At 74.2% G+C, this 5,394-nt stretch carries 3 protein-coding genes and 1 pseudogene; 2 read left to right on the top strand and 2 right to left on the bottom strand.

Going from position 1 to position 5,394, the window contains the following annotated elements; genetic code table 11:
- Window positions 1-137 precede the first annotated feature (137 nt).
- A complete protein-coding gene (locus EBN88_RS20770) occupies window positions 138-947 on the top strand; it encodes an SAM-dependent methyltransferase (protein WP_122185428.1) in 810 nt (269 codons plus the stop codon).
- A 43-nt stretch (window positions 948-990) separates the two neighbouring features.
- Here the strand turns inward: EBN88_RS20770 and EBN88_RS20765 are convergent, their stop codons facing one another.
- Window positions 991-3,924 carry a glycoside hydrolase family 2 TIM barrel-domain containing protein gene (locus tag EBN88_RS20765; protein WP_122185427.1) on the bottom strand — a complete coding sequence of 978 codons (2,934 nt, stop codon included), beginning with the start codon at window positions 3,922-3,924 and terminating at the stop codon, window positions 991-993.
- A gap of 277 nt (window positions 3,925-4,201) precedes the next feature.
- Here EBN88_RS20765 and EBN88_RS20760 point away from each other — a divergent pair, with 277 nt between their 5' ends.
- Window positions 4,202-5,008: an SGNH/GDSL hydrolase family protein gene (locus EBN88_RS20760; RefSeq protein WP_122185426.1), complete on the top strand. Its 807-nt coding sequence runs from the start codon at window positions 4,202-4,204 to the stop codon at window positions 5,006-5,008.
- On the opposite strand, the pseudogene EBN88_RS30690 reads toward EBN88_RS20760, so the two are convergent.
- Window positions 4,981-5,394 (bottom strand): annotated as a pseudogene (locus EBN88_RS30690) (SWF or SNF family helicase); the annotation flags it as partial. The gene EBN88_RS20760 and the pseudogene EBN88_RS30690 sit on opposite strands and share 28 nt — an antisense overlap.

Below are 5,394 nucleotides of genomic sequence, written 5' to 3'. Positions count from 1 at the left end.
TGCCCTCACCGGCCGGGCGCCCTCACCGGCCGTAAGCGTGTCGTCGCGGTGCCCGCGCGGGGGGGGCGCGGGCACCGCGACATGACGGCGGCGGCACCCCGCACGGGGTGAACGCCAGGCAGAGAACGGAGCATTGGGTGACCGCAGAGGGATTCGACGCCGAGCAGATAGACACCAGCCGTCCGCATCCGGCGCGGATGTACGACTACTACCTCGGTGGCCAGGACAACTACGAGGTCGACCGGATCGCCGCCGAGAAGGTGCTCAGCGTCGCCCCGGACGTCAGGCTGGCCGCCAGGGAGAACCGCGCCTTCCTCCACCGGGCGGTCCGGGTCGTCGCTGAGCGCGGCATCCGGCAGTTCGTGGACGTCGGCACGGGCATCCCGACCACCCCCAACACCCACCAGGTGGCCAGGGAGGTCGACCCGACCGCCCGCGTCGCCTACGTGGACAACGACCCCATCGTCAGCGTCTACGCCGGGGCCAAGCTGACGGCCGAGGGCAACGCCGGCTTCGTGCTGGGCGACCTGCGGGACCCCGAGGCGCTCATGGAGAACCCGGTGATCCGGGACCTGATCGACTTCGACCAGCCGGTGGCGCTGATGCTGGTCGCCATCCTGCACTTCATCGACGACGAGGCCCAACCGACGGAGATGATCCAGGCGTTGACCTCCCGGCTGGCGCCGGGCAGCTGCCTGGTGCTCAGCCACGCCACCAGCGACTTCCACGACGCCGAGGACGTGCGCAGGGTCCGCGAGGTCTACAGGAACTCCACGGCCAACGTCACGCCGCGCGGCAGGAGCGCCGTGGAGGCGTTCTTCGACGGCTTCGACGTGCTCGAACCCGGGGTCGTCCAGCCGCACCTCTGGCGCCCGGACGCCCCGGTGCCCGACTCGCCCGAACTGGCCCGCCTCGCCGGCTACGCCGGGGTCGGCGTCAAGCCCTGAGCCCCGTCTCCCCGGGCGTCAGCGCCCGGGGAGACGGGTCCGTTCAGCGCGCGGCCAGCCGGAGCGCGAAGCGGAACTCCCGGGGCCGCAGGTGGTACCGCGGCAGTGGGCCCGGGCCGCAGGACTGGCTGCCGATGCCGTGCTGGGCGTGGTCCAGATGCACCCACACGGTGTCGGACGGCACCAGGTCGCAGGTGTGCTCGGCCGCGTCCAGATGCTCGGGCGTCCACCGGCGGGCCGTCAGGAAGAACGGCTCGTCCACCGCCGTCACCCGCAGCGCGGGCCCGGTGTCCGCCGCCAGCTCGGCCCATCGGACGTCCGCCCTGGCGCCGTTCTCCTGCGGCCGCACATACGGCGTCTGGAGCGCGTCCACGTCGGCCCGGTAGCGGCCGAGCGCCGCCGCCTGCCGGGTGTCCGGATACGCCTCGCCCGGCCCGCCGCCGAACCAGGTCACCGTCCCGTAGGCGGCCGGCAGCCCCAGCCGCAGCCCCACCTTCGGCAGGGTCGTGCGCCAGGGACCCTCGGGCAGCACGGTGACCGACAGCAGCAACTCGTCGTCCAGCGCCCGCCAGTGGTAGGTGGTGGCCAGGCCCACCTCGGCGGCGGCCGGCGCCACCCGGGTGCGCACGACCAGACCGTCGTCCGTCAGCTCGACGCCGTCCAGCCGGTGCCGCATCCGGTCCAGGCCCAGCGCCCGCCAGGACTGGCCGTGCCGCTCGTCGTCCTGCCAGGAGGCGCCGAGGTCGTTGTCGGTGGGGGCGCGCCACACGTCGAGCCGGGGCGCGTGCGGCACGGCGAGGTCGCCCAGCCGCAGCAGCGCGCCGTTCCGCGCGTCGAAGCGCCCGGGGCCCAGCGCGATCCCCTCCTCGCCCCGGACCGGCGCCGCACCCGGTACCGACGGCGCCGGCTCCACCGCCCGCTCGTCCGTGGCCAGTTGGGCCCAGGCGACCAGATGGCCGCGCGGCGCCCACGGCGTGTCCTCGGCCAGCAACGCGCGGAACGTCCACACCCCGGCGCCGGGACGGTCGGTGCCGGGCCGGCTCGGCAGCGGCACCCGGGCGGTCCCGCCGGGGACCAGCGGCGGAACGGTCAGCGGCCCGCCGGCGACGGGCTCGCCCGCCACCTCGTAGGTCCACTCGAAGGCGAGCCCCGAGGTGTCCGCGAAGTCCTGGTCGTTGGTGACCTCCAGCACCCCGGCGGCGCGGTCGGCCTCCATCAGCACCGGCTCGATGACCTTGCGGAACTCCAGCAGCCCCGGCGAGGGCGTGCGGTCGGGCAGGAGCAGCCCGTCGCAGACGAAGTTCCCGTCGTGCGGCTCCTCGCCGAAGTCGCCGCCGTAGCCGAAGTACGGCACGCCCTCGGGGGTGGTCTTCGGGAAGCCGTGGTCGATCCACTCCCAGACGAATCCGCCCTGACAGCGCTCGTGCTCACGGAACAGCCGCTGGTACTCGGCGAGCCCGCCCGGCCCGTTGCCCATCGCGTGCGCGTACTCGCACAGGATGAACGGCAACGAGCGCCGGCGCGCGTCCAGTTCGGGGTCGGCCAGGGGCTCCTCGGCCCGGCGGCCGATCGCCTCGACCTCGGCGTGCGGGGCGTACATCCGGGAGTAGAAGTCGCTGTCCCGGCAGGTCGGGTCGTTCTCGTAGTGGACCGCGCGCTCCGGGTCACGCTCGCGTATCCAGCGTGCCATCGCGGACAGCCCCTCGCCGGCCCCGCACTCGTTGCCCAACGACCAGATCACCACGGCGGGATGGTTCTTGTCCCGCTCCACCATCCGCCGGGCCCGGTCCACCAGCGCCGGGGTGAACCGCTCGTCGGCCACCGGGTTGCCGCGCCAGTCCTCGAACTCGCAGAAGCCGTGGGTCTCCAGGTCGCACTCGTCGATGACCCACAGGCCCAGCTCGTCGCAGAGCTGGAGGAACGCCGGGTGCGGCGGATAGTGGCTGGTGCGCACGGCGTTGATGTTGTGCCGCTTCATCAGCAGGATGTCCTCGCGCATGGTCGCCGGGTCCAGGGCCCGGCCGCGCTCGGGGTGGAACTCGTGCCGGTTGACGCCACGGAACAGCACCCGACGGCCGTTGACCCGGAACAGCCCGTCCTCGACGACCACCGTGCGGAACCCGATCCGCAGCGGAACGCGTTCGCCGGCCGTGACCAGCTCGCCCGCGTAGAGCCGGGGCGTCTCCGCCGTCCACGGCTCGGCCGGCACCCGCACCTCCTCGCCGGTGGCCACGTCCACGCCCAGCTCGGGCACCAGCACCCGGCCGGCCGGCGAGGAGTCGACGCGCAACACGCCCTCGCCCGTGGTGTGGTCGAAGCCGGCGTGCACGAAGTGGTCCTCGACCGCGCCCGGCGGCCGGTGGAGCAGGGTGACCCCCCGGAAGATCCCGGGCAGCCACCACATGTCCTGGTCCTCCAGGTAACTGCCGGCCGACCACTGGTGGACGCGCACCGCCAGCACGTTCCCGGAGCGGCGCAGCAGGTGGCCGACCGCGAACTCGTGCGGCAGCCGGCTGCCCTGGAAGACGCCCAGCTCCCGCCCGTTGAGCCAGACCCGGGCGCAGGACTCCACGCCGTCGAAGCGCAGCACCGCCTCGCCGTCATCCGGCCAGTCCTCGGGCAGGTCGAAGACCCGGCGGTGGTCGCCGGTCGGGTTCTCGGTCGGCACCCGGGGCGGGTCGACGGGGAAGGGGTAGCGGACGTTGGTGTAGGCGGGCGCGCCGTGGCCCTGGAGCACCCAGTGTCCCGGCACGGTCAACGGGCCCCAGCCGGCCTCGGGTTCGGCGGTGAAGGCGTCGGTGGTGAACGCCTCGTCGCCGCCCTCGGCGGTCTCGCTCAGCCGGAAGTCCCAGGTGCCGTCGAGGGAGAGCCGGGCCGCGTCGGATGCGGGGTACCAGGCGCGCGGCGGGAGGTCGCCGAACCCGGGGGAGGGGTCCTCGTAGTACGGGAGAGGAGCGTCCTCGGGCCGATTCCGCATGAGTCTCCTTGCGTTCGCGACCCCTGTGACGGCCGCTTTGTTGAGATGTGTTCCCTGCTGTTGGAAGACGCTAGAACGGCGACCCGCGCTTCGACAACCCCCGTTTGGTAAGCGCTTCCTGTGTGGATCGCGGTGCCGCGCTCCGGGCGCGTTGCCCCCACCCGCCGCCGCTCGTTGGGCAGGGCGTCCCGCCAAGTCGCTTGGCATGGACACGATTTGGGCGGGGTAAGCCCTGGGGCACCACCCGTCCCCCCACGGAACGCACTCGGGAGGTTCCATGCACGCACGCCGTCTTCTGGCCACGGTCGCCACCGTGGCCGCCGCGCTCGGCGTCACCGCTCTCACCCCCACCACGGCCCAGGCGGACCCGTCCCCCACCGCCGCCGAGTACGTGGCCCTCGGCGACTCCTACTCCTCCGGCGTCGGCGCCGGCTCCTACGACGACGCCAGCGGCGACTGCCGCCGCAGCACCGTCGCCTACCCGGAGCTGTGGGCCGACGCCAACGGACCCGCCTCGTTCGCGTTCACCGCCTGCTCGGGGGCGGTGACCACGGACGTGATCAACGAGCAGCTCGGCCCGTTGAGCGCCTCGACCACCCTGGTCAGCGTCAGCGTCGGCGGCAACGACGCGGGCTTCGCCGACACCATGCAGACCTGCGTGCTCCAGGGCACCGACGCCTGCCTGGCCGCCGTCGCCGAGGCCAACGCCTACATCAGCGGCACCCTGCCCGGACGGCTGGACGCCGTCTACGACGCGATCAGCGCCGCCGCCCCCAACGCGCAGGTGGTGGTGCTCGGTTACCCGCGCATGTACGAGCTGGACGGCGGCTGCGTGCTCGGCATCAGCGAGGAGTCGCGGGCCGCCATCAACGGCGCCGCCGACAACCTCAGCGCCGTCACCGGCGACCGCGCCGCCGCCCACGGCTTCACCTACGGCGACGTCCGGCCCGCCTTCACCGGTCACGAGATCTGCTCGGCCGACGAGTGGCTGCACAGCGTCACCGTGCCGGTGGGCGACTCCTACCACCCGACGGCGGCGGGCCAGTCCGGCGGCTACTACGCCGTCCTGGAGGCGCTGGCCTGACCCTCAACGCCCGGCGCACCGGCCGCCGTTCGGGACTCCTCCCGGGCGGCGGCCAGCGCCGAGGCCGGGTCGGACTCGGCGGGACCCGCCGGCCACCAGCGGCCTCGCTCCCGCCGGTACGGCCACCACCGACCGTCCCCGTACCGCAGCTGCACCCCGGCGCCGCGCACGGTCCAGCGGTTGCCCCGGGGGCGCGGCGGGGGACCGTCGCCCCACTCCACGAAGGCACGCGCCACCTCCTCCTGGGCGCGCGGGTCCGGGCTCGCGCCCGGCGCCTCCAGCACGGCCAGCGCCGGCGCGCCGCCCACGCGCCAGGCGCGCACCGCCAACGCCAGCTCCACGCCGGTCCGTTCACACCCGGCGGCCAGCCGCCGGGCCACCGAGGC

The organism is Streptomyces triticirhizae, assembly GCF_003696235.1.
Taxonomy (GTDB): domain Bacteria; phylum Actinomycetota; class Actinomycetes; order Streptomycetales; family Streptomycetaceae; genus Streptomyces; species Streptomyces triticirhizae.
Note: the sequence above shows the minus strand (reverse complement) of the source record. Positions and strands in the feature narration are given on the sequence as shown.